The organism is Vibrio fujianensis (assembly GCF_002749895.1).
Lineage (GTDB): Bacteria > Pseudomonadota > Gammaproteobacteria > Enterobacterales > Vibrionaceae > Vibrio > Vibrio fujianensis.
In genome coordinates, this window is sequence record NZ_NBUS01000042.1 from 314,032 (window position 1) to 316,599 (window position 2,568).

The 2,568-nt window shown below is 44.4% G+C and carries 4 protein-coding genes; 2 read left to right on the top strand and 2 right to left on the bottom strand.

Annotated elements, in window-relative coordinates; translation table 11 throughout:
- Nucleotides 1-450 (top strand): AIR synthase-related protein (locus tag B7C60_RS18880; protein WP_245869165.1); only part of this gene is annotated, 450 nt, incomplete at its 5' end.
- A 3-nt stretch (nucleotides 451-453) separates the two neighbouring features.
- Nucleotides 454-1,092, top strand: a complete 639-nt coding sequence (gene purN, locus B7C60_RS10470; RefSeq protein ID WP_099611596.1) for a phosphoribosylglycinamide formyltransferase — start codon at nucleotides 454-456, stop codon at nucleotides 1,090-1,092.
- Between the two features lie 233 nt (nucleotides 1,093-1,325).
- Here the strand turns inward: purN and B7C60_RS10475 are convergent, their stop codons facing one another.
- The gene (locus B7C60_RS10475; RefSeq protein WP_099611597.1) at nucleotides 1,326-2,168 is read right to left on the bottom strand and encodes a class II glutamine amidotransferase; all 843 of its coding nucleotides are present in this window, start codon (nucleotides 2,166-2,168) and stop codon (nucleotides 1,326-1,328) included.
- A gap of 71 nt (nucleotides 2,169-2,239) precedes the next feature.
- The coding region (locus B7C60_RS18885; RefSeq protein WP_245869168.1) for an SIS domain-containing protein at nucleotides 2,240-2,568 on the bottom strand (329 nt) is incomplete at its 5' end.

Consider the following 2,568-nt stretch of genomic DNA (forward strand, 5'->3'; position numbering starts at 1 on the left):
GTTCGTAAAATTCTGGAAGTGTCCGGTGCCGATAAAAACGAAATGCTGGAAGGTAAAACGATCGGCGAACACCTGTTAGAACCGACTAAAATCTATATTAAATCAGGATTAAAACTGATTGCTGAACACGATATTCACGCCATTTCGCACATTACTGGTGGTGGTTTCTGGGAAAACATCCCTCGCGTATTACCTGAAGGAGCAAAAGCAGTGATTGATGGCAACAGTTGGCAATGGCCTGCCATTTTCACTTGGCTACAACAAAAAGGAAATGTGACAACACGCGAAATGTATCGCACCTTCAACTGTGGTGTCGGACTAATTATTGCCCTACCAAAGAATCAAGCACAAGCAGCGGTCGAGCTGTTACAACACCAAGGCGAAAACGCATGGATTATCGGTGAAATAGCCTCGGCACAAGCGAATGAAGAGCAAGTAGAGATCAAATAATTGATGAAAAGTATTGTTGTTTTAGTTTCAGGAAATGGAACCAATTTACAAGCGATCATTGATGCCTGTGAAGCCAGTAAACATGGTGGCAAAGTAACGGCTGTTTTTTCAAACAAAGCAACAGCATATGCTTTAGAACGGGCCAAAAAGGCAGGTGCAGCAGCACATTTTGTGGATCCAAACGCTTATGAGACTCGTGATGCTTTTGATGACGCATTAATGCAGTATATCGATCAATACACACCAGACTTGATCGTTTTAGCTGGCTATATGCGTATTCTCAGCAGTGATTTTGTTCGCCACTACTTAGGGCGCATGATTAATATTCACCCATCACTGTTACCTAAGTATCCAGGCCTTAATACCTATCAAAGAGCCATTCATGCTGGAGATGAAGAACATGGCACAAGCGTCCACTTTGTGACAGAACAATTGGATGGTGGGCCTGTTATTCTTCAAGCAAAAGTGCCCATTTTTGACGAGGATACCGTTGAAACACTAACGGCAAAGGTACAAGCTCAAGAATATCGTATCTATCCGTTAGTGGTGCAATGGTTTGTGGAAGAGCGTTTAGCTATGAAGCAAGGCAAAGCCTTTTTAGATGGAAAACCTTTGGGGATCCATGGTTATGCCGACCAATAATAGGATGTATACCCAAACAACTGAGAGTTGCAGTTTGGCGGCAACGTGACAAATTTGAACAGCCGTAGGCTGGCCTTTGGTGAGTGCCACGGATGGCTCTCATCATCCCCATAAGCATAGACAGGCGATGCGATTGGGGTGAGCAAACGTAGCCCCTGCAGCTTCAAGTAGGAAGGAGATAGTATTAATCACATAAAAAGGGTTGCTTACGGCTACCCTTTTTATGTGATTAATTAAAGCTCAGCTTGAGGAGCTTGATTACCCGGCTTTGGCGCAGCAAAAGCCACCGCTTTCAATTGCTCAACATTGGTTGCAATTCGCTCACCTAAATAAAACAAATTAAACTCGCCCGGCTTCATTCGCTGCCAAGTTTCATTGCCGGTTAATGGCTGAGTCGCAATCACCGACACCACATCATTGGGGGTGGTTTCTTCTTGGAAATTCACTTCCACATCCTCATCAATCAATGCAGCATGACCAAATGGGGCTCGACGAGTGATCCAATAGAGGTGATTGGTGCAGTAGCTCATCACGTAATCGCCATCAGAAAGCAGCATATTGAATACCCCTTTATTACGTAGCTCATCACAAAGCTCGCTGACGTAGTAAAAAACATCCTGCATATTGTGAGGGATCTCTGGATAACGCTGCTCTAGCCTATCGAGTAACCAACAAAAAGCCGCTTCACTATCTGTTTGCCCAACCGGACGGTGGCGACCTTGAGTAAGTCTTTGGTAATCCACAAGTTGTCCATTATGGGCAAACGTCCAATACCGCCCCCATAGTTCACGCGTAAAAGGGTGCGTATTTTCTAAGCTCACCCCACCACGATTCGCTTGACGAATATGACTGATCACGGCACAGCTTTTGATCGGATAATTTTGCACTAGTTGAGCAATTTGTGACTGGCAACTGGGTGCTGGATCTTTAAAGGTTCGAAAACCTCGTCCTTCATAAAAAGTAATGCCCCAACCATCTCGGTGGGGCCCTGTTTTACCTCCCCGCTGCATCAGGCCGGTAAAACTAAAACAAATATCGGTTGGCACATTGGCGCTCATACCAAGTAATTCACACATGGTTTAAACAACTCCTTCTTTAAACCACTTAACTAACCGTGGGCCAACTTAAACGGTTAACCCACCATGGTTTATGCCATCTCTTTTTCAATTAATTGGATGATAATGTGGATAATTTTAATGTGGACTTCTTGAATACGGTCAGCATAGCCAAAATGAGGCACACGAATTTCAATATCCGCTAATCCTGCCATTTTGCCCCCCTCTTTTCCGGTCAAGGCAATGGTTTTCATCCCTTTTGCTTGAGCGGCTTCAATCGCTTTTAAAATATTTCCTGAGTTACCCGAGGTTGAAAGGCCGAAGAGAACGTCACCTTGACGCCCGACGGCTTCGACATAACGTGAAAATACATAATCGTAGCCAAAGTCATTACTAACACAAGAAAGATGGCTGGGATCAG